Source organism: Streptomyces luomodiensis (genome assembly GCF_031679605.1).
Lineage (GTDB): Bacteria > Actinomycetota > Actinomycetes > Streptomycetales > Streptomycetaceae > Streptomyces > Streptomyces luomodiensis.
Map to the genome: position 1 here is coordinate 9707065 of NZ_CP117522.1, position 24505 is coordinate 9731569.

Consider the following 24505-nt stretch of genomic DNA (forward strand, 5'->3'; position numbering starts at 1 on the left):
CCGGACTCACCCCAGCCACACCGTGTCGAACCGTGCCCAGTCCACGGTGTTGGGCGGGGCCTCCTTCACACCCTGGACGGTGCGCGAGATGGCGTTCAGCCACTCCGGATGCCCCCACAGCACCAGTCCGCCCTGGTCGCGCAGTGTCGTCTGCACCGACCAGTACCGCTCGGTGCGCTCGTCATCATCCGCCACGGCCCGCGCGGCGGTGAAGGCGTCGTCGAAGTCCGCGTGCTTCCAGGCGGTCTGGTTTTGCGGGGAGTCGGAGAGCAGCCGTTCGCTGAGGTAGGTGGGGATCGTCATGGCGCCGCACCGGTGGTTGGTGATGGTGCCCTTGCCCAGCACGTCCGTGAAGTAAGACTCCGGCGGCCCGTTGACGATGTCCACCTTCAGGCCCGCCTCACCGGCCTGCTCGGCGAACAGGTGCGCCGCCTGCGGGAAACCGCCGGCCGCCGTGGAGGTGTAGAAGGTGACCTTTTTGTTGTACAGACCGGTGCGTTTGAGCAGCCTCCGGGCCTCCGCTACGTCCCGCTCGCGCTGCTCCAGGCCGTCCGGGTAGTACGTGTAGCCCTTGCCGTACAGGTCGTTGCCGATCTCGGCACGGCCCGAACAGACCACCTCCACCAGCCGCTCCCGGTCCACGAGGAGTTTGACCGCCAGCGCCGCGTCCGGGTCGTCGAACGGCGCCCGGTCCGTCTTCAGCGCGAAACCCTGCACCCCGCTGTGCTTGGTCGCCACGACCCGCACCCGGCTGTCGTGGGCGACGGTGCGGGCGAAGGTGGGTGTCATCTCGTGCGCGAAATGCACTTCGCCGCTGCGTACGGCGGCGGCGCGGGCCTCGGTCTCTGCGGACAGGATCCGCACCTCGTCCAGGTGCGGGGCTCCCCTCCAGTGGTCGTCGAAACGGCGGCCGGTGAAGCTACGCCCGGCGGTGAAGGAGACGAACCGGAACGGGCCGGTGCCGACGGGTCTCGTCGGGTCGTCCCAGCCATCGCGGACGATGGACGTGCCGGTCATCGCCAACTGGCTGGGAAGCTCGGCGTTGGGCCGGGTGAGGGCGATCTCCACACCCCGCTTGCCCGCCTTGCGACAGTTGGCGAGGTCGACGTGCGAGAGGGAGTTCTTCGCCAAGTGGTCGGCGGCGTCGGGGTCGAGGATGCGGGAGAGGCTGTACAGCACGTCGTCGGCGTCCAGGACATGCCCGTCGTGGAACCGGGCCTCGCGCAGCTCGAAGCGCCACACCCGGGCCTCGTCGTCGCTGGACCACGCACGGGCCAGGCCCGGGACCGGCCGCAGGGTCGAGTCCAGCTCGACGAGCTTGTCGAAGACGGCCTTGTGCCGGGCGATGTCGACGAACTGCCGCTGCGCGTGTGGATCCATCGTCTCCTTCACGCCCGCGCCGGGGAAGGCCGCGCGCAGCGTCCCGCCCTTCTTGGGCGACGAGGAACCGGAATCGGCGGACGAACAGCCGGTGATGAGGCCGGCGCCTGCCGCGACCGCCGCGGCGAGCACACTCCGGCGGGTGGGGGTGACCGGCATGGGGACGCACCTTCCTGCCTGCTGCTCATGAAGCACGGAACACGCATCAAATAAGTAATTGCAAGTGATATGCAATAGGGCGGGGTGTGGGACCGATCACGCAGGGCCGATCCGTCGCCGGGCATCACGCGCGGCGTACGTCGCTTTCACCGACCGTCCGGGGTGTGGACTCGGCGTAGCCGCCGCGAACGTGCGCCGCCTGGAGCAGCCCGCAGTACGAATGGACCTGGTGAACCAGCCACTGTGGAGGTCCGGCAGGAGGGAGGCTCTCAGCCACCGGCGGAAGCACGGGCTGTCCTCTTCCCGTCGGGGGCGTATCGTCCGCCCGTTCGTCACGCCCGACGACGTGCCGCCTTCGTGGATGCGCTCGTCAGCCACGGTGTGCCGGCGTGCAACCTGAGTGGAGGCCGGCTGAGGGGTGGACGATGACCGGGCATTGGCCCAGGTCGTGATACCGGGTGCACGGGGCGGCTGTTGCGGCATCGCTCAGGCCGCGCGGTGTTACGGCGCGGCCGGGCGCTTGCCGGGGAGTTGCGGGGCCAGAGTGCCCTTGCCCCACCACGAACCCGCCGTGTCCGCGTCGCGGTGTCCGGTGTCGGTGAGGTTCGCGCCGTTGGTCTCCGGCGCCCACATCAGCGACGTGACGCCGCCGATCAGCGAGACCACGCCCATGAAGAACATGGACCAGCTCAGTCCGAGGTGGGTCAGGGACAGGGGCAGCAAGAAGGTGCCGACGGCGGCGCCGACGCGGCTGGCCGCGGAGGACAGCCCGACGCCGGACGTGCGGATCGAGGTGGGGAAGACCTCCTCCGGGTAGATGCCGGGGAGGATGCTCATGATCCCGTACGAGTAGAGGTAACCGAAGAAGCAGACGGTGCCGAGCCATATCGGCAGCACATGCCCCAGACTGACCAGGAAAAGGGCGAGAGCGCAGCCGAACATCGGCCAGATGAGGATGGTCCGGCGGCCCACGCGGTCGACCAGCCACCAGCCGGTTGCCGCGCCGAGCAAGGCGATCACCGTGCCGAGCAGGGCGCCGGCCAGAGCGCTGTCCCCGAGCCCGATCGCGCTGAGAACGGTGGGCTGGAAGAAGGTCAGCGCGAAGTACGGCAGGACGATGCAGATCCAGAAGGTGCAGGCGAAAACGGTGCGCCGCAGGTAGGCCGGCGAGAACAGCTCGCGGTAACGGGTCTTGGCGGGCTCTTCGGCGTGAAAGCCATCGCTGTCGGAGGTGGTGCCCAGTTCACGCTCGATGATGGCGATGGCCTCCTCGCGGCGCCCCTTGGACATCAGCCAGCGCGGCGACTCGGGCAGGCCGTGCCTGGCGAGCAGGCACAGCGCCGCGGGCACGGCGCTCGCGGCGAGGGTGATGTGCCAGGCCCCGGGCCAGTTGGTGTTGATGACGTAGCCGATGAGGTAGGCGACCACGTAACCGACGTTCCAGAGGATCTCCAGGATCCCCAGGTAGTGGCCGCGCCGGGCGCTGGGTGAGAACTCGGCCAGCAGCGGAGAACCGATCGAGTAGTCCGCGCCGACGGCCAGTCCCATCACCAGGCCCAGGACGAAGACGTGCCAGGCCGACGTGACGAAGAACATCAGCACCGAACAGATCAGGAAGACCGAGAGGTCGATGGTGAACATCGGCCGCCGGCCGACCTTGTCGGTGACGTACCCCAGGGCCAGGCCGCCGAAGAACGTGCCGACGAGCGTCGAGGCCGAGATCAGCGCGCTCCAGGTGGCGGTGATACCGATGTCACGCGCCATGGCGTTCCCGGCGAGGGCGGCGGCCACGGAGGCGAAGACGAAACCGTCGATGAACATGCCACCGCCGGTGGCGAGGGTGAGGCGGCGCAGGAAACGCCCGGTGCGCGGGTTCGGCTCGTTGGTCGGCGGCCTGTCGAGGACTGTCGGCATGAAGATCCCTTTCCTGGGTACGTGCAGCGGGCACCTACCCAGGACGGGGCGCAGCACTGAGTGACGTGGATCACCATTTGCTGCGTCATGTTTTCGTCACTGTCGGCTGAGAACGCCGTCATACAGGGCCGTCGTTCCGCCGCATGACGGTGCGTTCCCGAGGACACCGGCACCGCATGGGTGACCGACCGCCACCCCGGCGCCGCGCCACGCCGACCCCCTTTCCCGCTCTCCGCTTCCCGTGGCTGTCCCGCGGGACCCGCGGCTGCGATCATGACAGGCCATGTGCGCAGACCAAGACGCCGCCGGGAGCGCGGGAGCGGCCTCGGGATGGCCGGATGTGCCGGGCGACACCGCGTTCACCATCAAGGTGCCCGCAGCCGATCCGCTGGTCCGGGCCGGGTTCCCGGCCCATGTGACCGTGCTTTACCCGTTCCTGCACGAGAGCCGCATCGATGCCGCGACCGACCGCGAACTGACCGGCCTCTTCGCCGGGCACGCGGCCTTCACCCTCAGTTTCGACGCCTTCGGACGCTTCCCTGGGGTGCTCTACCTCGACCCGTGGCCACACGGCCCCGTGACCGCGCTGACGAAGGACCTCACCCGGCGCTGGCCCGAGGCGGTGCCCTACCGGGGGATATTCGGCGCCGGGCTCGCCCCGCACCTGACGGTCGCCAACAGCGAGGGCCCCGCCACCCAGGACGCCGCGTACGACGCGCTGCAGACCGAACTGGCCCCGCGGCTGCCGCTGAGCTGCCACGTCCAGGCCGTGCACCTCATCACCTGGGACGGAACGCGCTGGCAGGACCGTGCCGAGTACCGCCTGACGGCCCACCTCTGAGAGGCGCGCAGCGGCGCCAGAGCACACCTCCTCGGGCGTTACCGGGACCGGCGGACGAGTACACCGGAGCGTTCCGCACCCGCAACGTCGCATGCTGCCTGGCCGACCTCACGGGGTAGACCCGCCGCTGGATGGGGAGCAACAAGGCGGCACACCGCCGCGACAGGGGAGGGCAGGAAAGCATGGGGACAACGCTGCTGGGGGTATGTGCCGCGGTGGTCGCCGCGGTCGTCGTCACGGCCCTGGTACGCGCCGGGCGCCGTGAAGCACAAGCTGAGAAAACACGGCTCGCCGAAGAAGAGCGGCGGCAGGCCCGCCGTTCGCTGGACGCAGTCTGGGCCATGGACGATCGCGAGTTCGAGGAGTACATCGCCGAGCTGTGCCGCCGCGACGGCTGCACCGACGTGGAACGAGTCGGCGGCGCCGGCGACTTGGGCGCGGACGTGATCGGGCGGTTGCCCGACGGACGGAAGATCGTCATTCAGTGCAAGCGTTATGCGAAGCACCGCACGGTCGGCAGCCGCGACATCCAGACGTTCAACGGCACCGCCCGCGCCGAACACGGCGCCGACGTCCCCGTCTTCGTCGCCTCCTGCGTCTTCACCGGCCCCGCCCGCACCTTCGCCGCCAAGCACGACCTGACGCTCATCGACGTCAACCTGCTCGGCTTCTGGAACAACGGCACCACGCTGACCTCGCTTCTGACCCTGGACATCGGGCGCTCCGGCAACAACCGCCGACTGCACCCGGACCACGACTGACAGCACCCCGTCGCCTCCGGCACCGGGACGCGCACTCAACTGCCGCAAGGTAATCCACCTCCAGCGCGCTCGCCGCGCCCAGATCGCGGCGCGGATCGACCGGGGGCAGCTCGGCCTTGAGGCGGAGGACTTCGTGTGGCGGCGCGAGCAGGCCGGGGCCGAGCAAGCCCGCCAGGATGCTGCCCGTGGATGATGTGGACGAGGTCGCCTCCGGCGCCGCCCGCGTGAGGGAGCCCCTGGAGACCGACGTCGTCACCGCCCAGCGCGAGTTCATGGAACTGGTGGAGCCGGGCGAGACGACGCGGATGGGTTCACCTTGCCCGGCGACGTTGGCGAGTTCTGCCGCGACGCGGTTGCAGGCGATCATGGCCAGTACCCAGTTCCCCTCCAGCGGGGTGGCGGTGGAGCGGGTGTTCCAACAGCTCGTGCGGGGCCGGTCGGCTCAGGACCATCCTCATCCTGCTGACCGTTGCTGAGGGGCGAGGTCGTATCCGTAGCGTTCGGCCACCGCAGGCATTTCTCCTTTCATGAATTGGCGCTCAAGCTCGGGGGTGATCCATTGGAGCCATTCGTTGGGAGTGCCACTGCGCATGATTCTGGTGTTTCCCTCGACGGGGTCGGGATGCTTCGCCTGGGACTTGGATTCGTGCGCGCGCATATTTGCGAAACTACTCTTCTCGACGGCCCGCGAGATGGCGTCGTCGGGCACGGTGACACCGAGGTCTTCGAAGTTTGACCGAAGTGTGGCAACCGGTTCACGTTTGAGGTCTTCGTAGGTCGTCAGTGTTGATACCTGGAAGGCCGCGCGGCGATCTGCCCACTGCTCATAAAATATGGACCAGTCGGCAAGGCGGCTTACTCCCGCTGGTCCAGGGCGTTCGAGCCAGGCATGGAAGGTTCCCGATGCGATATCTAGTGGGTCTTTGGCGAAATTGGTGCGGAACTTGTACCACGAGAAGAGGGAGTCTCGCGGGTCCCGCACGAGTATCCATACCCCCTTAAGGGGGCGCTGCTCAAGGAAACCTGGCGTCAGATGGGTCTTGAAGAAGCGAGGCCATTGTCCTTTCTGCAGGGGCCGTTCACCGCCGTGCCGGTCCGCTGTCGCGGAGAGCCTTTGGGCATAGTCGCTGTAGGCGGGCACCGGGCTGCTGGTTCCGTCAGCGTGCAGGGCTTCGATGTACGGGTCCGTATAGTTGAGTCCCACCTCCTGGAGAATGTTGCCGAGTAAAGACTGCCCGGAGCCGCCGATGCTGGCCACAGCGATGTCCTCGGCGCCGAGGCATTTCATGTTCTCCTGGTACAGGGCGTTGTATCGGTCCTGTATTCCGTGCAGGAGGTAGTAGACTTTTCCGCTCATGCTGCACCTTCACTTTATCCTGGAAGGAGTGGTTTCGTGTTAGCTGACGTTCCTTCGGGAGCGTGACGCGCGGACGGTACCGGGCCGTTCGTGCGCGAACCCTTTTTGATCGCCGCCCAGCAGGACTGTCACCAGACCACCCAGGACAGCGATACCGGCGGCCACAAGGAAAGCGAGGCGGTACCCGGCAGCCAGGGCCGTTGCCTGGTCAGCCGCGTCCATGTGGGCGGTACGGGCGGCGGCGATGCTCCCCAGGCAGGCAATCGCAAGGACACCTGCCACGTACTTGGCTGTTTCGAAGAGGCCATAGCCTACGCCCTTTTCGTTCGCCGAGAGATCCTTACCCGCGGCGATGTTGAAGGTAACGGCTCCGACGACCGTGCCAAGGCCGAGGATGAGTAGACCGGGCAAAATGTGCGGCACGTACCGCGCACTGGGAGAAGCCAGCGCCAGAAGAACGAATCCGCATGCGCTGAGGAACTGTGCGCACGAGGCGATGATCGTCCAGTGGTAGCGCCGTAGCAATAGCTTTGTCAGCGGGGAACCGGCGAGGACGACGATACCTAGGGGGCAGAAGGCCAGCCCAGCTGCCAATGGGCTGTATCCGAGGGCCTGTTGAAAGAATAGAAGGCCGATAAAGACAGTACCTTGATAGGAGAATTCATTGGCGGGCATGGCCAGTGCCGAGGTCCGGAAAGAGGGAACGCGCAGTACTTCTGGGCGGATTAAAGGCGCTGCTGCCTTGCGTTCGTGGCTGATGAACATGAGGAAGACGAGGACTGACCCCGCCAGGGAGCCCAACACGACGGGCGAGGCCAACCCGGCGTGCTCGACGCCGGCAATGCCGTAAACGAGGATCATGAGACCGGCGACGGACAATGCCGCACCTGGCAGGTCCAAGCCGTCGGGGTGCCCGCGAGGCCGGTGGCCAGGCAGAAGCTTCGGGGCGGAGAGGAAAGCGCAGGCCGCGACAGGCACGGACAGCAGGAAGACGTAGCGCCAGCCGAGGCCTTGGATGACCGCGCCGCCTACGACGGCTCCGCCAGCTGCACCGAGCCCGCCTGCGACCGCGACCGCGGCGAACATGCGGTCGCGGTCACCCGCGTCGGGTCGGCTGCTGATGGTCGCGAAGGACGTCGGGACGGCCAGGGCCGCGCCCACGCCCTGGAGGGCCCTGCTGACGAGGAGCAGCCAGGGTGTGGGCGCGAGTCCGGCGAGCATCAGGCCTACGGTGAACAGCCCGAGGCCGGTGGTCAGGACGCGTCGGCGGCCGTACCTGTCGCCGCACCGGCCGCCAAGCAGCAGCATGCCTCCCAGGGGAAGCATGTACGCCGTCATGACCCACTGAGCACCGACCTGGCTCATGCCGAAGCCGCGTTGCACGGTGGGCAGCGCGACGGTGACGACCAGCCCGTCGAAGACCACCAGGAAGTTCGTCACCACAAGCAGCGCCGTGAGGTAGAGCGCCTTCCGGGGACGAGCCGCGTGCTCGGGACGAGAAAGAGACATGGTCCTCGATCTTCCCGGGCCCGCAGCCCGGTGATTGCGGTGGCCGGGTGACAATGGCCGTCGGCTGCCGTGCTCAGGCGCTACGGCGCCGGGCCGCCCAAGCGCGGGTGAGGTAGGTGGTTTCGACCGTACGGGCGTCCCCGATGCGGTCCCTGGCGTAGCCGAGGAACCGCTCGAACTTCTCCTCGCCGAGCTGTACTCGGACATCATTCACCGAACGCCACACTCCGATGTACTCCTCGACCGTTTGACTGACCTGGTGCCGCCCCTCCAGGAATACCAAGTCGTCGAAGACGGGTGCGCTTGCCAGCCGGTCTGTGAGTTCGTCCGGGCCGTCCTCATGGCGCAGCACCCAGTCGTCGAGGTCGCGAGGGCCGTTTCCAGCGGCTCCCTGACCGTGTGGGCCCGCAGGCTGCTCACCTCGGCGGCGGCTTGGTCAGATCGAGTCCCCTCGGGGGAGAGCAGTCCCTCCCGGAAGGCGGTCTCGGCCATCGCGAACCGCACGCGAGAGGTGTGAGGAGACACGTTCAGGACGTCGCCGATGAGCTGCCAGTCGGCGCCGCCGACGTGCTCGAACACGGCGGCGGCTTCGAAGAACCGCTGCGCGGCGGCGAGCACACGGGTGGCGTCGGCCAGCACAGTGCCTGGCGCGCGGATGGTGCCGTCGGGGTTCAGCTCGTGCTCGCCGATCGGAACGGCGGCACGCGCGAGGTCGGCCAGTTCGCATGCTTCGTAAGCCATCACCAGCCTCGCTCGCGCCGCGTCTGTGTAGGGTGCGGTGGCTCCCGCTCCCGCGCCGTTTTCGGTCATGTCAGTCGGCCTCCGCTTCCGACGACGGCAGTGATCGCTGCGGCTTTCCGTGTGGTCAGCCGCGCAGGAAATACAGGACGGTCGTGATCACGGCGGTCGCCAGGAGGACGCCCCGCAGCAGCCAGGCGGGAAGACGGCGGGCCAGGTGGGCGCCGGCGAAGCCCCCGGCCACGGCACCGATCAGCATGGCGGTGAGGAGCAGCGGAGCGCTTAGTGCGTCCGAGGCGGTGAGGAACAGCACCGTCGCGCTGAGATAGATGGCCGCGAGTTGGGCGATCCGAATCGGGTTGCTGACCGCGGCGTCGAGACCGAGACCGATGGTCCACAGGGCCATCATCATGATGCCTACGGCTCCGCCGAAGTATCCGCCGTACACGGCCAGGAAGAACTGTCCGATCAGGACGGCTCGTGAACTCATGCCCACCGAGCGGCCCAGCGCCCTGCTCAACGCCCGAGAGAGGTGGCGGCCAGAGGCGAGGATTACCGTGGCGAAGGCGAGCAGCCACGGCGCCGCGGCGTCGAACGACGCTGCGGGCAGGACCAGCAACAGGCCGGCACCGAGGCCACCGCCGATCACACTGATTGCTGTGAGCGCCTTCGTGGATGTGGGCCCGACGGGGGTGAGCTCGCGCCGGTATACCCACGCACTGGCCACGGCGCCGGGTACGAGGGCGACCCGCGACACCGCGTTCGCCGTCACCGGTGGCAGACCGAAGGCGACGAGAGCGGGCAGCGCCACGAATGTGCCACCACCCCCCATGGCGTTCAGGACTCCGGCGGCGACACCGGCCAGCAGGACAAGCGAGAACTCGATCACCTGCCGAGCATCGCCCCGTGACGAGCGGGTCCACAATGCGGAATCGGTGTACTGAGCCTAAGGCTGAGCCTAAGGCTTGGCCTTAGCCTGAGTCAGTGCGCTATGACCTGGACGACCTGCGGCTCTTTCTCCACATCGTCACGGAGGGGTCGATCACGGCGGGTGCTGCTCGCATGCACCTGAGCCTTCCCTCGGCCAGCGCCAGAGTGCGCTCGCTGGAACGCCACACCGGCGTGGCACTGCTGATCCGCGGCCGGCGGGGCGTGCGGCCCACGCCGGCGGGGACGACCCTGGCACGCCACGCACGCGACGTACTCGACCGGACCGCGCGGCTCGAAAGCGCCGTCGCGAGCTACACCCGGTCCCCGACCGCTCCCGTGACCCTGCTGGGCGGCGGCTCCGCGATGCACCGGCTCGTGCCGCAGGCCCTGATCTCGTTCCTCCGCGCCCACCCGGACGTCGACGTCACGGTGTCGGAGAGCCGCACACCGCAGACTGTGCGGATGCTCGCCGACGGCGAGGCAGATCTCGGGGTCGTCCTCGACGACGAGGCCGGCGACTGCGGCCTGCACATGGAGCCCCTCGGCGACGACTCCCTCGTCGTGATCGGCCAGGCCGAAGGCATCCTCGCCGGACGGACCGCGCTGACCTACAACGAGGTCGCCGAACACCCTCTCGTCGGCCTCGACGCCGACTCCTCGCTGCGCCGCTGGATCGAGAAGCACCTCGGGCCGCACGCTCCGGTGGTGCGCCACCGCACCACCGTCGCCGACCTCAGCGTCCTCGTCGCCCTCGTCGCCGCCGGCGTCGGGCTCGCCGTCGTACCGCGCCGCGCCATCGACCCTCACCAGTCCCTCGCCGTGTGCGAACTGCAGGAGCCCTGGGCCCGCCGCCACCATCTACTGGCCTGGGGCGTCAAGGACCGTGCCTCGTCGACGGCCACCGCGGCGCTCGCCGAACACCTGCGTCATGCGGCCCAGTCCGAGCCTTCCTTTCGCAGTGCACACGGAGCCCCCCTCGGTTGGCAATCCTTCCCCGAGGGCTGACCGAACACGGGCCGAGACCTATCCCCGTCCTTTACTGGTCACCCGGCTGTCAGTCCTTGCGGAGTGCCCTGCGGGCAACCCCCGCCGTGTAGCCGGGACGGGAGTTTCCCGCGTCCTGGGAGCACAGGGTGGCGGTGTTGATGTGGAGGCCGAGGAGCCGGCTGAGGACCACTGCGGGAAGCTGCCCTGCCAGCTCCATGAGAGCGGTGTTTCGGCCGGCTGGGGTAGGGATGCCGAGTCGGTCCAGACGCTTCTTGAGGTGTCGCTCTTGCAGAGGGGCCCGTCGGGCGGCCGGCCGTGGACTGGACGGACCTGGCCGCAGATGTGGCAGGGTTCCTTGTGGCGGGTGCAGGCTTCGCAGAGAGCGGAGCCGTCCTCGGCTCGGCCCCAGACGGGACGGACGGTGCCGCATCGTTTGCAGGGTTCTTGATGGAGGCGGGCGGTGCAGTTCGGACAGCGTGGCGAGTCGGTGTCCGCGTTGTGGCAGGGCTTGTGGTCGCCGCGGCTGGAGCATGTTGCCAGGGGAGGCCGCCAGCGTCGCGTGCAGAGGCCGGCGCCGTCCTCGCCCCGAAGGAGTAGAGCCAGGCGTCCGCATGCGGTACGGGTCTCGTGGTTGACCGGATCACGGCGCATACAGGGCGAGCAGAGCGGCTCTCCCTGGGGAGTACGCATCGCAGCGTGAGCAGGGCAGAAGCCATGTCTGGTCGTAGCAGCGGCGGCAGCATCGTGCGTCGTCGCGTCGGAATCTCCAGGCGACCGTGCGCTGGCAGAAGGGGCACGTCGGCAGGACGCCTTGCGCGCTGGCAGCTCGACGATGATCGACTCAGCTCCGTCTTCGGTCGGCCGCCGCTGCGGGCGGCGCCCGCAGCGGTGTGCTCGACGGCATGGGGCGGGAATGTGGGCCGGGAGCCTGTCCCGCCGTGGGTGGAGAAGGCCGGGTACGCGCATCAGGCGGGCTGACGAGGCCGGTCCGGCCGGCTCCGCAGGATTTGCCGCATGCGGTTGTAACAATTATCGTTACGACCAGAACCGAGGGGCGAGGGAGGTGGAGTCCGACGTGAGTGCCAACAGCAGGCTGACCATCGCGGCGCACGCCCTGACATGGATCGGGCTGTATCAGCGGCGTGGCCACGAGGTCGCCACCTCCGAGCAGATCGCGACGAGCGTCAACACCAACCCGGTGGTGATCCGCCGCCTGCTGGCCAAGCTGAGCAAGGCCGGCCTGGCCGATTCACGGCGGGGCGCGGGGGCGGGCTGGATGCTCGCGCGGGACCTGGCGGCGATCACCCTGCTCGACGTCTACCAGGCGATCGAACCGGGGCCGGTCTTCGCCCTGCATCGCGCGACACCGGACCACGAGTGCGTCGTGGGCCACGGCATCGGGCCCGCGATGACCGCCGTGTACGACGGTGTGGAGGCCGCCCTGCGCAGGGAGCTGGCCAAGACCACGCTGGAGGACGTGCTGCGGGACGTCTTGAAAGCCGCCTGACCTCGGACCGCCGACTTCCCCTGAACCGAGGGGGATCGCATTCCGCACATCGATGTAACCAATATGGTTACATCAAGATTGGAGAATCTCATGGGACAGCTGGACGACAAGACCGCCCTCGTCACCGGCGCATCCAGCGGCATCGGCCTGGCGATCGCCCGCCGTTTCGCCGCCGAGGGCGCGACCGTCTACCTGACCGGGCGCCGCAAGGCCGCGCTGGACGCCGCCGTCGCGCAGGTCGGCGCCCGCGGCATCGCCATCCAGGGCGATGCCGCGGACCTCGGCGACCTCGACCGGCTCTTCGCCGAGATCGCGAACCGCAGCGGCCGCCTGGACATTGTGGTGGCCAACGCCGGGGTCGGGGACTACGGCCCGCTCGGCGCGATCACCGAGGAGGAGTACGACCGCACTACCTCGATCAATCTCAAGGGCACGGTCTTCACTGTGCAAAAGGCGCTGCCGCTGCTGACGGCCGGCGCCTCGGTGATGCTGCTTTCCTCCAGTTCGGCCCTGCGGGCCGTCCCGGGCCTCGGCGTCTACGCCGCCACCAAGGCCGCGATCCGCAGCCTCGCCCGCACCTGGGCCGCCGAACTGGCCGGCCGGGGAATCCGCGTCAACACCCTCACCCCCGGCCCTGTCGAGACCCCGGGCCTGGCCGAACTCCTCACCGCTTTCCCGCACGGCGACCAGCCCACCGCGGCCGAGCCTGCTCCAGTGACCCCGCTCGGCCGCGCCGGCCATCCCGACGAGGTCGCCGCCACCGCCCTCTACCTGGCCGGCGACCAAAGCACTTTCACCACCGGCGCGGAACTGTTCGTCGACGGCGGCGCCACACAGCTCTAGGCGCCAAACCGGCGACGCGGGACGCATTCGACGCTGCAAACGAAAAGACAAGGGACAAGGAAGAAGGACGATGGCAACAGATGCTCAGACCTCGCGGACCGTGGCCGAGAAGTTCGTGGAGCGCCTCGGCAGGCAGGACCCCGACGGCATCCAGGAACTGTTCGGCGAGGAGATCGACTGGTACGTTCCCGGCAGTGACGCGCTGTCCTGGACCGGGCGCCGTACCCGCCGGGAGGAGGTCGCGCCGTACTTCACCACGATGTGGCCGCACTTCGTGCACGGCAGGAGCAAGGTCGTGCTGGAGCGCATCATCGTCGACGGTGGTGAGGTGGTACTGCTGGCGGTCTGGACGCACACCGTCGTGGCCACTGGAAAGGAGTTCACCACACCGGCGGCCATACACCTGACGGTCGAGGACAACCGGATCGTCCGCATGCACCTGTACGAGGACACACTGACCGTCAAGGAGGCGTTCAACGCCGGCTGAGGGAGAGTGCTCATGTGCTCCGTGGCCTGGTGGATCTCGCCCAGGCAGGCCCATGCCGTGTGCCGGGAGCGAGGCTCGGACCGCGGGTCACCGTCGAGGAGAGTACGGGCCCAGGCTTCGACGGCGCGGCGGATGCCCGGGGCCATTCCGGCCACCGGTCGACTGCGGGGGCGCGGTCGTCGGTGAACAGGCCACGGCAGTCGAGGACTTCGGCGTCCGCACGACCGGTGGTCCGCGGACGCGCAGGGCCGGGAGGAGCTCGGAGTACCGGATCGACTCACCTTCGCGGTAGCCGGACAGCACGACCCGCAGCCTCAGGCGAGCGTCACCTCGACGGGCAGCTTCTTGATGCCGTTGACGAAGTTGGAGCGCACGCGCGGCACGTCGCCGGCGAGGCGGATGTCCGCCAGGCGCGGGATCAGCTCCTCGAACATGATGCGGATCTCGGTGCGCGCCGGCAGGTTGCCCAGGCACAGGTGGGGGCTGCCCTTGCCGAAGGTGACGTGGTCGTTGTCCTGCCGGGCGACGTCGAAGTCGTAGGGGTTGCCGAAGACCTCCTCGTCGCGGGGCACACGTCGGGCCGTCCGGTCGTTCGAGCCCCAGTGTACGGGCGGGCACCGTCAGCGTTCGTGGACGATACGTCCGTCGAACACCGTCAGATCCACCTCTGTCTCGGCGATGCGGTGCGGCTCCAGGCCGAGCAGCGGACGGTCCAGTACGCACAGGTCGGCGATCTTGCCCGCCTCGACGGCCCCTTTCCACGCCTCGGCGAAGTTCTGCCGCGCGGCGTTCACCGTGTAGGCGCGCAGGGCCTCGTCGAGGCCGACGCACTGCTCCGGGCCGCTGCTGCGGCCGCTGGCCCTCGACTCCCGCAGCAACATGCCGGCCACGGAGCGGCGATCACGGTGCGGCGCCGCAGGAGCGGTTCCTCCGCGGCATGATCCGGGTGCTCCGGTGGGGTGTGGTCGTCTTCAGGCCGGGGCGGAGGTGTCGCTCACCCCCTTAGGGATCCTGGGGCTGGCCCCCGTGCGGCTGGGGTGTTGACGCCATGGCGCCGTATGACCCCGGTCCGTACGTTTAAGCAGGTCAGAGCTCTACTGGCCGATTCAGGACCGGAGTCCTCCATGTCTCAGACCACCGCGCCGTCTGTGTCCACCGCACCCGTCGGTGCCACTGCGCAGCAGGGGAGCGAGTTCACTCCCCTGCTGCGGAAGGTCAGGGAACAGGGGCTGCTGGAGCGTCGCAAGGGCTGGTACGCGCGGATGATCACCGTGAACCTCCTTGCCCTGGCCGCTGTGGTGGCAGGGTTTGTCCTCGCCGGGGACACCTGGTGGACGCTGCTGCTCGCCGTGCCGCTGGCCATCCTGTCCGCCCGCACCGCCTACGTCGGCCACGACGCCGGGCACGCCCAGATCGCCGTCGGCCGCCGGGCGAACCGCGCCATCGGACTCCTCCACGGCAATCTGCTCCTGGGCATGAGCTACGCGTGGTGGAACGACAAGCACAACCGGCACCACGCCAACCCCAACCACATCGAGAAGGACCCGGACGTCGGCGCCGGCGCACTCGTGTGGACCGCGGAGCAGGCCGCTGTGCGCCGCGGATTCGCCCGCTGGGTCACCCGCCACCAGGCCTGGCTGTTCTTCCCGATGCTGCTGCTCGAAGGCATCGCCCTGAAGGTGAGCAGTGTCCAGGACCTGCGGCGGCAGCCGGTGCGCGAGCGGGCCGTCGAGGGCGCGCTGCTGGCGCTGCACGCGGCCGGTTACGGTGCCCTGCTGCTCACCTGCCTGCCGGTGGGCAAGGCCATCGTGTTCGCACTGCTCCATCAGGCGCTCTTCGGGCTCCACCTGGGAATGGCCTTCGCTCCCAACCACAAGGGCATGGACATGCCCGACCCGGCGGGCGAGCGCTGGGGCCATCTGCGCCGCCAGGTCCTGACCTCGCGGAACGTCCGGGGCGGGCCGATCACGGACTGGCTCCTCGGCGGGCTGAACTACCAGATCGAGCACCACCTCTTCCCGAACATGCCCAGGCCCCACCTCAGGCTCGTACAGCCTCTGGTCCGGGAACACTGCCGCAACCTCGGGCTCTTGTACGCCGAGACCGGGCTGCTCGACTCGTACCGGCAAGGGCTGCGGCACATGCACACGGTCGGCGGTGCGGCCCGGCCAGAATGAGGCGGTGGTGTCGGCGATGCGCAGCGGATCGCTCGCTACCGCTCGCACGCCCTCGAATCAGCCGCTTCCGAAAGCCCTGCTCCGCACCAACGAGGGGCTGCTTCCAAAGATCCAGGTGTGGGCGCCGGCCATCGGCCCGGCCTCCAGCTGCCGGACGAGCTCGTCCGCCTGCGCGGGGGAGACCCCATTCCGCGGGCGAGTGCCTCGAACACGACGCGCGCGCGGTCACAGCATCACTTGGGTGCCGGCTGATGCCGGCCAGCTCTTCCCCGTACGTGTCGTGCGGTAGCTGATCACGGCAGTCGGCGCGGGCAGTAATATCCCGTTTCATGGTCGTGGACATGGGGCGGGACGGAAGACAGGATCGAGCTGGTCTACCGGCCGACACGCGCCGACATCCTCGCGGGCGTGGCGCTGCGTGAGCGCCGTCGGCGCCTCCACCTGGTCCGGTGGGGCTTCACGGGGCTGTTCGGGGCCGGCGCTGTGCTGGCGGTGACCACGCCGGAAAGCTCCGCGCTGTCGTTCGTGACCGCCGTCTTCTGCGCCGCCTGGAGCTGGTCGATCCCGCACCTCCAGGCCCACCACGCGCTGCGCACAGTCTCCTGGCAGGGCGAGTACCGCACGTCCGTGAGCGAGACGGGGATCGCGGCCGAGAACGCGCACGCGACGCTCGTACAGCGTTGGCCAGTCTTCCGCGGTTACCGCGAGACCCGCGACCACGTGGTGTTGCTCAGCCGCGACCCGAACATCCTGCTCGTGGAGGTGCTGCCCAAGCGCGGGGCTGCGCTCTCCGTAGGACGCGGAGCGGCTGAGGGCCCTCCTGAGCCGCCATCTGCCCCGCGTCTGAACCCGTTTCAGTCCTCCGCCGCCGCGGCCGCGAGGCCCTTGACCTCGACCGCCTTGCCGCAGACCCGGCAGCCGAGGTGGTGGTGTTCGCCGGTGGGGCAGCGGTGGTCGGGACCGACGCGGAGGTGGCTCGGCTAACGACACCTCCATGCCGCCCTCACCACGTACGCCGGGCACTACACCACCGGACGGGCCCACCGCAGCCTCGCCCACGCGCCCCGGACGACCACCCGAGCGTCATCCCCCGGCCGCTGCCGTAGTGCGACGGCGACAGCTACTCGGCGGCCTGCTGGACGAGTACCACACCACGCCACCCCAACGACGTCTCCATCCACAAGGAACGCCCAGCTCAGCCGCCTGATCGGAATATTGACACCCTTCACCGCCGAACGGGCGGTGCTGCGCATGCCGCGCGCCGGGCGCCCGGCGGAACCGGGCTCGACCGGGGCGTACGCGGGGTGCGTACGCCGCCCGCATCGCGCGTACGCCGCTAGACCTCGGCGCCGGGCGGGGCCTCGTTCATGAGGGCCAGGGTGGTGAGCGGGTTCCAGTAGTCGCGGTAGTGCAGCACGAGCCCGTCGCGGACGCGCAGCACGGAGACGAAGGCGAGGTCGACCTGTTCGCCGGTGGCCGTCGCGGTGGACGTGCCGGCGAACTCGATGACGAGGACTTCCGGGTCCTTGGTCTCGTGCACCGTGAGGTCGGTGACCTCGCTGGTCCCCATCATCCGCGAGTAGTTCATGAAGTACTCGCGCACCGCCTCGCCGCCCTCGATCCGGCGGGGCCGGCCCGGCGGGGTGAAGGGGAACTCCATGACCGCGTCGGGGTGGATCAGGGTCAGGAAAGTGGGGATGTCGTTGACGAGCAGCAGCTCCATGCAGCGGTTGAAGACGCCGACCGGCGTGGTGTCCATGGTGTCCGTGGTGTCGGTCACGGGGAGTGTGTCCCTTCGGGGTTGGGTCAGGTGCGGGCAGAGACGGTGGAGCCGTCCACCCGGAGCGCGCCGGACGGGCAGCGCTCCACCGCCTCGCGTACGGCCTCGTGTGTCTCCGGTGGCGGGGCCGGGTCCAGGACGACCACGGTCGCCTCCACCGGGTCCTGGTCGAAGACCTCGGGGACGGCCAGGGCGCACACCGCGGCCCCGATGCACCGGCCGGTGTCCGCCACGATCCTCATCGGGGAAGTACCTCGTCCCAGGCCGCGGGGACCTCCGCCGGTCCGCGGGCGGTGCTGTCGTCCCGGCACTCGATCTCGGACAGCGGCTTGACCAGCCGCAGGGACGGCACGCGGGTGGCGAGTCCGCGCAGCGCGGCGGTGAGCTGAACGCGGGCGATCTGCTGGGCCACACAGGCGTGCGCGCCGTGGCCGAAGCCGAGGTGCGGGCCCGGCTTGCGGGCCATGTCGAAGACGTCGCCGTCGGGCAGCAGGGCGGTGTCCCGGTTGGCCGACTGCACCGCCAGCACCACGTAGTCGCCCGCGCTGATCGGCTGCCCGTGCACCGTGGTGTCCTCGGTCGCCTGGCGCAGCAGGCCCGTGGGAGAGCCGAGGAAGCGGACGACCTCCTCGGCCGCGGTCGGGGCCAGGTCGGGGTCGGCGCACAGCCGCTCCCACCGTGACCGGTCCGAGAGCAGCATGAGCAGGCCGCCCGACAGACGCGAGGAGATGACGTCGAAGCCGAAGATGAACAGCGCGCCGTTCATCATGATCAGCTCATGGTCGCTCAGCGGCCGTTCGGCCTGGGCGTTGAAGGCGATCAGCCGGCTCACCACGTCGTCGCCGGGCTCGGCGCGGCGGGCGGCGACCAGTTCCTGCATGTAGACGTAGAGCGGGAGGAGGGCGGGCCCCAGCTCCTCGGTGGCCTTGCCAGTCGGGTCGAACAGGGCTTTGGCGGTGTCGTAGAACAGGTGCCGCGACTCCTGCGGGACCCCGATCAGCTCGGCGATCACCGTGGTGCTGATCAGGCGCGAGTAGTTGACGTGGAGGTCGTGCGGCTGCGCGGCGCCCTTCAGCCCGTCTACCGCGTCGTCCACCGTCTCCTGGACCAGCGGCTTGAGCTCGGCCAGGCGGCGGGGGTGCGACAGCTGCGGGGCGAAGTTGCGCCGGATGCGGATGTGCTCGGGACCGTCCATGCGCGTGAAGAGGTCGTCCACCGGCGACTCGGGGTCGAACCCCGGCATCACATGCGCGGTGGACCCCGGCCGGGCCGAGAAACGGCGCCCGTCTCCGAGCACCTCGCGCACCCCGGCGTAGTCGGAGACCAGCCAGGCGTCGAAGCCGGCCGGGGTGGAGACCCGGACGACTTCCCCCGAGGCGCGCAGCGCGGCGTACTCGGGCGGCGGGTCGAAGGGCAACTGCCGTTCCGGGGCCTGCGGCAACGGGGGGTGAGTGGTCACTGGTGACTCCTTATGACCTCTGGGGTATGTACCGACTGCGGTGTCTGGACTGTAACGGCGCCCGTTCCGGGGCGGGCCGGATGCTGCCGAGGGATTCCCCGGGTTCGTAGGCGTGTCGCGAACCGGGCGCGGGGGCCGGGCGGTCACCGGCCCGCACCGGCCGGGTACTCGCCGGTCAGGATCGCCGTGGCCACGTCCACCCGGCTGCGGTAGCCGGTCCTGGCGAAGAGCCGGGTCAGTACGCCCTCGACGCTCTTCTCGCTGGTCTGGAGCACGGTGGCCAGCTGGCGGTTGGTCGAGCCCTCGGCGATCAGGGTGGCCAGCAGCCGCTCGTTCTCCGACACCGCCGCGGCGCGGTGGGGCACCGGCACGTCGTGCTCGCGCATCAGCCGGCGCAGGCGGTAGCGGTACAGCAGCGCGTCGAGACCGCCGTACAGCTCATAGGCCTCGCTCAGCAGCGACGTGGCGCCGCATCCGGTGGCGGCCACCACCGACAGCGTCCTGGCCAGGGCGCGCGGCTGACCCAGCGTCCGCGCCAGTGCCACGGCCCGGTCGGCCACGACCGGATCGCGGTGGACGGCGACCCGGGCCAGCAGCGCGGTCAACTCGCCGTGCACGGTCCCGAGAAGAGCGGCCGCCCGCTCGACGCCGGCCAGCCCCTCCCGGGCTCCCGCCGGGTCGCCGCGGCTGACGGCCAGCCAGACGCGTATGAGCCACAGGTCGGCGGTGCCGGTGACGACCGCGTCCTCGGCCGCGTGGGCCAGTCCGTCGGCGACGTGGGCCTCCGCCCGTTCCGGGTCGCCGAGGGTCCAGGCGATCTCGGCGTCCATGGCGTCCAGCAGGTGGCCCGACGTGGCCGGTTCGGCGCGGGCGGCGTCCAGCGCGGCCCGCGCGGCGGCCGGGCGCCCGCGGCCGAGCAGGATCTGGGCCACCGCGTGCTGGAGAGCGCCCGAGGCGGCCTCGGAACCGGTACCCGTCCGCGCGTGGTACAGCGCCTCGTCCCAGCGCCCGCGCTGCCAGGCGAGCAGGCCCCGGTCCACGCCGGACAGCCGCTCGGCCGACAGTCGCGCGGCGGCCAGCACCCGTTCGGAACCCTCGGTCTCCTGACACACCAGCAGGGTCCCCACCCGCACCCGTGCCCAGAGCTCCGGGCAGCGGGCTGCCCACTCCGCGCCGGGCGCCTCCAGCAGCTGCCGCAACCGGCCGGGGCGGCCGGTGACCGCCCCGGCGCAGGAGAGCAGCAGCTCGCCGACGGCCGCCGCGGCGGCGTCGCCCGCCCAGGAGCCCCGGGCGCCGGCCAGCCGCCGGTACGCCTCGTCCCAGCGGCCGAGCAGGCACAGTGCGATCGCCCGGCCGACGGCCCGGGACGCCGCGTCGTGCCCCGCCTGCTGCTCGCCCGCGGCGATGCGCCGTACCGCCGCGACGTCCCGCAGCCCCCACAGGGCCGTCACCCGCACCAGCTGGGCGTCCAGGGCGGCGCCCGGCGGCAATTGGCCGGCCCGCAGCCGCAGCAGCTGGTCCGCGCTGTGCGCGGCGGCCGCGTGATCCGCGGCCAGGCAGCCGGCGTTGGCGTGTTCCGCCAGGGCGACGGCGCGCTGCCGGGCGCCGGCCGCGGACTCGACGGCCGCGGCCAGCCACCGGGCGGCGGGCCCGGGGGTGCGCAGCATCGCGGCCGTCCCCAGGGCGAGCAGTTCGCCGCCGATCCGCCCGGGTTCGCCGAGCGGCCGGCAACGCATCAGCTGCTCGGCCCGGTAGTCGTCGCTGACGGGCCCCGCCTCGCCCGACCACAGCGCCGTGACGGCGGCCCGGGCCAGCTCGCGGCGCTCGTACGGGCCGAGAGCACCGGCCAGCGCCTCGGCCCAGTACGGCACCGCGAACCGCCACCCTCGCCCGGCCGTCCGCAGGATGCCCTCCTCCACCAGCGTCTCCAGCGCCCGTACGGTCTCCCCGGCGTCAAGGCCGAGGGCGACCGCCGCCAGCCGGGGCAGCAGCTCGTGCAGGGGGTGCAGTACGGCGGCCGCCTTCGCGACGGTCCACACCGGTTCGGGCAGCAGCCGGAAGCGCGCGAGCAGCGGGTGGCCGGGCGGCAGCGGGGCGGGTCCGGCGTGCCCGAGCAGATGGGCGCGGCCGTCGGCCACCTTCAGCGCCCCGGCGGCCGCGTAGCCGTCGATGGCCGCGTGGAGCGCCGCCGGGACGCCTCGGCTGTCCCGGCGCAGCCGGTTGGCGAGCGCGCGGTCGGGACGCGCCTGGAGGAGGTCGGCGGCGAGCCGGTCGGCCACCTGCCGGGGCAGCGGCGGCAGCGTCACCACGCGGGCCGCCCCCTCGGCCACCAGCCGCCGCAGCGCGGGCGGGAGGTGTGCCGCAACGGGGGAGCGTACGGCGCACACCCAATGCGCCGTCGACCGGTTCAGCCGGTGCACCAGCTGTTCCAGCACCTGACGCGAGGAGGCGTCCAGCCACTGCGCGTCGTCGACGAGGAGGAGGAGGCCGGGGCGGGCCAGCAGCAGCCGGGCGAGTTCCGCGGTGACCTGCTCGATGCCGGTGGACCCCGCCGGTGCCTCGCGGTCCGGGCCGCGGCGCGCCGGAGCCTGCCGCCGGACCGCGACCGGCAGCCGGGTGAGGGCGGCGGCCAGGCGGGCGGCCGCGTGCAGCGGCACCGTGCGGCCGTGCCGGGACAGCGAGAGCGTCAGTGTCGTCTGCCCGCGCCTGGCCGCCTCGCACGCCACTTCCCCCAGCACCGCGGTGCGTCCCGTCCCGGCCGGCCCCGCCAGCACCGTCAGGACGGCCGGGCCGCGGCCCGCGTCGTCCGCGGCACCGGCAGCACCGGCAGCGCCGTTCACGATCTCCCGGACCGTGTCCTCGCGGCCGACGACCGCGTGGCCGCTCACGTGGAGACCCGGGCCGGGCCCGCGGCGGTCAGCCGCCCGGCCAGGCTCGCCGTCGCCAGCTGCACCCGGGAGCGGCAGCCGGTCCGCGCGAACAGCCGGACCAGGTGGTCCTCGATGGTCTTCTCGCTCATCCGCTCCCGCCGGGCTATCTGCCGGTTGGTCCAGCCGTCGCAGATCAGCTGGATGATCCGCAGCTCGGTGGGGGAGAACGTCTCGCGCCGCGCGCGCGGACGCGGGACGGTGACGCCCCGGCCCCGCATCAGCGTCCGGATGCGCCGGCGCAGATACGTCGAGTCGAACGGCCCGGCCAGCTCGTACGCCTCGCGCAGCCACCTCCGGGGGGCGTCGCCGAGCTCGCCCGCCACCAGACAGGCCGTCACCAGGGCGGGCTGGTGGGCGCGGCGGCGGGCCAGTTCGGCGCCCGCCTCGGCGGCGGTGGCGTCCCCGGCGACCACCGCCCGGGTCAGCAGGCGGGCCTCGGCCAGCAGCGGGTCGGGGTCCCCGGCGCAGCGGTGCTCGATGTCGGCGAGCAGTTCGCGGGCGTGCCGGTGCTCGCCCGCGCTGACCGCCATCCGGGCCAGCCGCGGCAGCAGCCCGGCCACGCCGTGGCGGGTGCCGCCGTCCCCGAGGCGTTCGTAGACCCGCCAGCCCGCCGCGAAGGCCGCACGGTGCTCCGGGTCCCTGGCCTCGTGCCGCAGCGCGACCACCCCGCACTCCACCCAGCCCCGCAGCGCCGGGCAGACCCCGTCGGCGGGCACCGACTCCAGCCAGCTAAGGGCCTGGCGGGCGTCGCCGCGGGTCCGGCAGATCTCGGCCGCCAGCAGCCGCCCGTGCCGGTGTGCCGGGGTGTCCGCCGTCCCGGTCACCTCCAGCCGCCGTGCCGCGGACAGCGCGGCGGTGAGGTCACCGCGCGCGTAGCCGCGCACGATCCGCCGGTAGAGGCCGGGCACACTGCCCGGCGGCGGGGTGTAGCGGGGGCCGAGGGTCCGCTCGAAGACCTCCGCCACGTCGGCGGGGTCCGGCGCCGGACCGCCGGCCGTGCGCAGCGGCCGGACCACCCGGGTGGCGTCCGCCTCCGGCCGGCGCGGCTCCCGGCCGGCGGACCAGGCGGCGGCGAAAGCCAGCGGCTCGGGCGGTTCGCCGCCGTCCGTGGCGAGGGCCCGCACGGTCGGGGCGGGGACCGGCTCGCCGGTGTGCACGGCGGCGAGCATGGCCGCGTCGGCCAGCTCCCCGCGCAGCGCCGACGGCACGCCGTGGTCGGCCAGGATCATGCCGACCGTCTCGCCGAGAAGTTCGTAGTGCCCGGCGCGGACCAGCAGCCGCAGCAGCGGGCCGGCGAGGCGGGCGCGGAGCCGTGCGTCGGCGGCGTGCCACCAGGCGGCCCGCAGCCACGCCGCCGCCCGTGCCGGGTCCTCGTCCGGGCGGGCGGCGAGGGTGGTCAGCAGTCTCCCGAGCGCGAGGTCGCGGGGCAGCGCCCGGCCGGCGTCCGCGACCCGATCGGCCAGCGCCGCCGGGTCCACCGGCAGCCCGGCGGCGAACCTTCGGCGCAGCGCGTCGGCCAGCGATCTGCGCAGCGCGGCGGCGACGGCGGGGTCCGCCCGCTCCCGCAGCAGCGTGGCGAGCGCGGGGGAGCGGTGCCGCAGGTGGCCGTCGGCGTCCGTCTCCAGCACACCGCGGTCGACCAGCGTGTCGACGAGCCGTCCGCAGTCGGCGGGCCGCATCCCGCGGGCCGCCGCGAGCAGCGGCAGCTCATCCAGGCCGACGGGGCCGAGCGCGATCAGGCCGGCCACCGCCGCGGCGTCCTCGCCCAGGTCCTCGAGCGGGCCGGCCGGGCCGTCCGAGGCCAGGGCGATCGGCCGGTCCGGCGCACCGAGGCAGAGCCGCCCGTGCACCGGCGTCAGCCGGCCCCTCGCCTCCAGGTCGGCCAGCGTGGCGAGTACGGCGCCGGGGTTCCCGGCCAGCGGGCCCAGGGCCTGGCACAGCGCGGGCAGCAGGGCCTCGTCCGGCGGGGCGGGGTACCGCTCGGCGACCAGCCGGTCCAGGTGGTTCCCGGTCAGCGGAGGCAGGTCGATCACCAGGTCGGCCAGGGTGACCAACTGGGTCATCGCGGCGGCGCCCCGGCCGGTGGAAGCGGTGTCCCGGACCGCGGCGACCACCAGGCAGCCCGGCCGGCGCGCCGCGTCGAGGGCCGCCGCCGGTTCCGCCACCGCGTCGGCGTCGTCGACCAGCAGCGCGACCGGGGCCGGGCCGCTGATCGAGTCGAACATAACGGCCAGTTCGAGGACCAGCGAGACCGTACGCTCCGGACGGGTCCACGGCCGGCCGGCGCACAGCCGGACCAGCCCCCCGATCGCGTCCGTCAGGCGCGGCTCGTCCAGCTGCTCGACGTGGTCGCGGACGGCCCGTACGACTGCCTGGTAGCCGAACGGGTCCGCCGGGTCCGCGGTATCGCCGAACCGGGTGGCCAGGACCTGGACGCCCGCGGCCCGCCAGGCGTCCGCCACGGCGTCCAGCAGCGCGGTCCTGCCCATGCCCCGGGCGCCGCGGAGGACGACCAGCGCGCCGCGCCCGGCCGCGTCGGCCAGCGACCGGTCCAGGGCGGCGCGTTCGTCCTGCCGTCCCCACAGGCGGCCTCTGCCCATGACACTCCATCCTGACGTGGCCTTTTCAGCTGACACAGCACACCCTTACGGAAATGTGTTTAGGGATGCACCTAAACTCGGTTCCGGACGGTGTAGGCGGCCATGCAGCGGCGTACGGAGCCGGAGCCACCTTTTCGGTGGCCGGC

The 24505-nt window shown here is 71.3% G+C and carries 22 protein-coding genes and 2 pseudogenes; 8 read left to right on the forward strand and 16 right to left on the reverse strand.

Features of this window, described 5'->3' with window-relative positions:
* Positions 1 to 6 precede the first annotated feature (6 nt).
* Together PS467_RS40625 and PS467_RS40630 are read right to left on the reverse strand one after the other, a co-directional pair.
* Positions 7 to 1539, reverse strand: a complete 1533-nt coding sequence (locus PS467_RS40625) for an ABC transporter substrate-binding protein (protein ID WP_311039531.1) — start codon at positions 1537 to 1539, stop codon at positions 7 to 9.
* A gap of 501 nt (positions 1540 to 2040) precedes the next feature.
* Positions 2041 to 3453 (reverse strand): MFS transporter, encoded by a 1413-nt coding sequence (locus tag PS467_RS40630; protein ID WP_311039532.1) that lies wholly within the window; start codon positions 3451 to 3453, stop codon positions 2041 to 2043.
* 283 nt (positions 3454 to 3736) lie between these two features.
* Here PS467_RS40630 and PS467_RS40635 point away from each other — a divergent pair, with 283 nt between their 5' ends.
* From PS467_RS40635 to PS467_RS40645, 3 genes are all read left to right on the forward strand, one after another.
* Positions 3737 to 4294, forward strand: a complete 558-nt coding sequence (locus PS467_RS40635; RefSeq protein ID WP_311039533.1) for a 2'-5' RNA ligase family protein — start codon at positions 3737 to 3739, stop codon at positions 4292 to 4294.
* Positions 4295 to 4509: 215 nt separating this feature from the next.
* On the forward strand, positions 4510 to 5055 hold the full coding sequence (locus PS467_RS40640; protein WP_311039534.1) for a restriction endonuclease: 546 nt from the start codon (positions 4510 to 4512) through the stop codon (positions 5053 to 5055).
* Between the two features lie 185 nt (positions 5056 to 5240).
* Positions 5241 to 5531 (forward strand): hypothetical protein, encoded by a 291-nt coding sequence (locus PS467_RS40645; RefSeq protein ID WP_311039535.1) that lies wholly within the window; start codon positions 5241 to 5243, stop codon positions 5529 to 5531.
* On the opposite strand, the gene PS467_RS40650 is transcribed toward PS467_RS40645, so the two are convergent.
* From PS467_RS40650 to PS467_RS40670, 5 genes are all read right to left on the reverse strand, one after another.
* The gene (locus tag PS467_RS40650) at positions 5510 to 6412 is read right to left on the reverse strand and encodes a sulfotransferase domain-containing protein (protein WP_311039536.1); all 903 of its coding nucleotides are present in this window, start codon (positions 6410 to 6412) and stop codon (positions 5510 to 5512) included. The genes PS467_RS40645 and PS467_RS40650 overlap by 22 nt on opposite strands.
* A 39-nt stretch (positions 6413 to 6451) precedes the next feature.
* Complete coding sequence (locus PS467_RS40655; protein WP_311039537.1) at positions 6452 to 7921, reverse strand: MFS transporter; 1470 nt, start codon at positions 7919 to 7921, stop codon at positions 6452 to 6454.
* 73 nt (positions 7922 to 7994) lie between these two features.
* A complete protein-coding gene (locus PS467_RS40660) occupies positions 7995 to 8135 on the reverse strand; it encodes a hypothetical protein (RefSeq protein ID WP_311039538.1) in 141 nt (46 codons plus the stop codon).
* On the reverse strand, positions 8132 to 8731 hold the full coding sequence (locus tag PS467_RS40665; RefSeq protein WP_311039539.1) for a hypothetical protein: 600 nt from the start codon (positions 8729 to 8731) through the stop codon (positions 8132 to 8134). The genes PS467_RS40660 and PS467_RS40665 overlap by 4 nt, the downstream gene beginning before the upstream one ends.
* A 55-nt stretch (positions 8732 to 8786) precedes the next feature.
* Complete coding sequence (locus PS467_RS40670) at positions 8787 to 9548, reverse strand: sulfite exporter TauE/SafE family protein (RefSeq protein ID WP_311039540.1); 762 nt, start codon at positions 9546 to 9548, stop codon at positions 8787 to 8789.
* A gap of 95 nt (positions 9549 to 9643) precedes the next feature.
* Here PS467_RS40670 and PS467_RS40675 point away from each other — a divergent pair, with 95 nt between their 5' ends.
* On the forward strand, positions 9644 to 10594 hold the full coding sequence (locus PS467_RS40675; RefSeq protein WP_311039541.1) for a LysR family transcriptional regulator: 951 nt from the start codon (positions 9644 to 9646) through the stop codon (positions 10592 to 10594).
* A gap of 49 nt (positions 10595 to 10643) precedes the next feature.
* Here PS467_RS40675 and PS467_RS40680 read toward each other — a convergent pair whose 3' ends face one another.
* On the reverse strand, positions 10644 to 10793 hold the full coding sequence (locus PS467_RS40680; protein WP_311039542.1) for a hypothetical protein: 150 nt from the start codon (positions 10791 to 10793) through the stop codon (positions 10644 to 10646).
* Between the two features lie 858 nt (positions 10794 to 11651).
* Here PS467_RS40680 and PS467_RS40685 point away from each other — a divergent pair.
* The 3 genes from PS467_RS40685 to PS467_RS40695 all read left to right on the forward strand — a co-directional run bounded on the left by PS467_RS40685 (position 11652) and on the right by PS467_RS40695 (position 13413).
* On the forward strand, positions 11652 to 12083 hold the full coding sequence (locus tag PS467_RS40685; RefSeq protein ID WP_311039543.1) for an Rrf2 family transcriptional regulator: 432 nt from the start codon (positions 11652 to 11654) through the stop codon (positions 12081 to 12083).
* A 90-nt stretch (positions 12084 to 12173) separates the two neighbouring features.
* Entirely contained in the window at positions 12174 to 12926 is a 753-nt protein-coding gene (locus PS467_RS40690; RefSeq protein ID WP_311039544.1) for an SDR family NAD(P)-dependent oxidoreductase, read from the forward strand.
* 70 nt (positions 12927 to 12996) lie between these two features.
* Complete coding sequence (locus tag PS467_RS40695; RefSeq protein ID WP_311039545.1) at positions 12997 to 13413, forward strand: nuclear transport factor 2 family protein; 417 nt, start codon at positions 12997 to 12999, stop codon at positions 13411 to 13413.
* Positions 13414 to 13727: 314 nt separating this feature from the next.
* Here the strand turns inward: PS467_RS40695 and PS467_RS40700 are convergent.
* Positions 13728 to 13979, reverse strand: a pseudogene (locus PS467_RS40700) (cytochrome P450); the annotation flags it as partial.
* Positions 13980 to 14033: 54 nt separating this feature from the next.
* A complete protein-coding gene (locus PS467_RS40705; RefSeq protein ID WP_432280702.1) occupies positions 14034 to 14303 on the reverse strand; it encodes an amidohydrolase family protein in 270 nt (89 codons plus the stop codon).
* A gap of 234 nt (positions 14304 to 14537) precedes the next feature.
* On the opposite strand from PS467_RS40705, the gene PS467_RS40710 reads away from it, so the two are divergent.
* The gene (locus tag PS467_RS40710; RefSeq protein ID WP_311039546.1) at positions 14538 to 15590 is read left to right on the forward strand and encodes a fatty acid desaturase family protein; all 1053 of its coding nucleotides are present in this window, start codon (positions 14538 to 14540) and stop codon (positions 15588 to 15590) included.
* Between the two features lie 875 nt (positions 15591 to 16465).
* Here the strand turns inward: PS467_RS40710 and PS467_RS40715 are convergent.
* The 6 genes and pseudogenes from PS467_RS40715 to PS467_RS40740 form a co-directional block, all read right to left on the reverse strand.
* A pseudogene (locus PS467_RS40715) lies at positions 16466 to 16540 on the reverse strand (transcriptional repressor); the annotation flags it as partial.
* Positions 16541 to 16926: 386 nt separating this feature from the next.
* Entirely contained in the window at positions 16927 to 17370 is a 444-nt protein-coding gene (locus tag PS467_RS40720; protein ID WP_311039547.1) for a nuclear transport factor 2 family protein, read from the reverse strand.
* A 26-nt stretch (positions 17371 to 17396) separates the two neighbouring features.
* Complete coding sequence (locus PS467_RS40725) at positions 17397 to 17612, reverse strand: ferredoxin (protein ID WP_030840144.1); 216 nt, start codon at positions 17610 to 17612, stop codon at positions 17397 to 17399.
* On the reverse strand, positions 17609 to 18829 hold the full coding sequence (locus tag PS467_RS40730; RefSeq protein ID WP_311039548.1) for a cytochrome P450: 1221 nt from the start codon (positions 18827 to 18829) through the stop codon (positions 17609 to 17611). Before PS467_RS40730 ends, PS467_RS40725 begins: the two co-directional genes overlap by 4 nt.
* Before the next feature lie 143 nt (positions 18830 to 18972).
* Entirely contained in the window at positions 18973 to 21717 is a 2745-nt protein-coding gene (locus PS467_RS40735) for an ATP-binding protein (RefSeq protein ID WP_311039549.1), read from the reverse strand.
* On the reverse strand, positions 21714 to 24359 hold the full coding sequence (locus PS467_RS40740) for a helix-turn-helix transcriptional regulator (RefSeq protein ID WP_311039550.1): 2646 nt from the start codon (positions 24357 to 24359) through the stop codon (positions 21714 to 21716). Before PS467_RS40740 ends, PS467_RS40735 begins: the two co-directional genes overlap by 4 nt.
* Between the last annotated feature and the right edge of the window lie 146 nt (positions 24360 to 24505).

Coding starts and splice junctions, on each gene's coding strand:
- PS467_RS40625 (WP_311039531.1), bottom strand. CDS start 1,539: ATGCCGGTCACCCCCACCCGCCGGAGTGTGCTCGCCGCGGCGGTCGCG.
- PS467_RS40630 (WP_311039532.1), bottom strand. CDS start 3,453: ATGCCGACAGTCCTCGACAGGCCGCCGACCAACGAGCCGAACCCGCGC.
- PS467_RS40635 (WP_311039533.1), top strand. CDS start 3,737: ATGTGCGCAGACCAAGACGCCGCCGGGAGCGCGGGAGCGGCCTCGGGA.
- PS467_RS40650 (WP_311039536.1), bottom strand. CDS start 6,412: ATGAGCGGAAAAGTCTACTACCTCCTGCACGGAATACAGGACCGATAC.
- PS467_RS40655 (WP_311039537.1), bottom strand. CDS start 7,921: ATGTCTCTTTCTCGTCCCGAGCACGCGGCTCGTCCCCGGAAGGCGCTC.
- PS467_RS40665 (WP_311039539.1), bottom strand. CDS start 8,731: ATGACCGAAAACGGCGCGGGAGCGGGAGCCACCGCACCCTACACAGAC.
- PS467_RS40680 (WP_311039542.1), bottom strand. CDS start 10,793: ATGGAGCTGGCAGGGCAGCTTCCCGCAGTGGTCCTCAGCCGGCTCCTC.
- PS467_RS40690 (WP_311039544.1), top strand. CDS start 12,174: ATGGGACAGCTGGACGACAAGACCGCCCTCGTCACCGGCGCATCCAGC.
- PS467_RS40695 (WP_311039545.1), top strand. CDS start 12,997: ATGGCAACAGATGCTCAGACCTCGCGGACCGTGGCCGAGAAGTTCGTG.
- PS467_RS40710 (WP_311039546.1), top strand. CDS start 14,538: ATGTCTCAGACCACCGCGCCGTCTGTGTCCACCGCACCCGTCGGTGCC.
- PS467_RS40725 (WP_030840144.1), bottom strand. CDS start 17,612: ATGAGGATCGTGGCGGACACCGGCCGGTGCATCGGGGCCGCGGTGTGC.
- PS467_RS40740 (WP_311039550.1), bottom strand. CDS start 24,359: ATGGGCAGAGGCCGCCTGTGGGGACGGCAGGACGAACGCGCCGCCCTG.